At 39.7% G+C, this 295-nt stretch carries 1 pseudogene; it reads right to left on the minus strand.

The annotated features are described in order from the left end of the window. Positions 1-295, minus strand: a pseudogene (locus ACYQZV_RS09155) (carbohydrate porin); the annotation flags it as partial.

Below are 295 nucleotides of genomic sequence, written 5' to 3' on the forward strand. Positions count from 1 at the left end.
TAGCAAGGGCTTTGAGGAGAATAGTAGTAGCTAAAGTTGTTTATAGCTTTTTCATAGCTTCCCATTCTGCCGTAGTTTAGCATACCAAGAAGCCTTATTACAGTCCCTATATTGTTTGGTCTTAGAGAAAGCTGAGTGTTTAGGCTGTATGCTCCTGACTGGTCATAAGTGTTTCCGTTTGCCATCGTAGGCTCTCCTCCTATAGCTATTTTAAAAGAATAGAATTTTTGTACAACACCAGATTCTATACCTATGGTAAAACCTCTTGTATCCGCTCCGTAATCCCAAGCTACAT

It is taken from the genome of Hydrogenobaculum acidophilum, assembly GCF_054656715.1.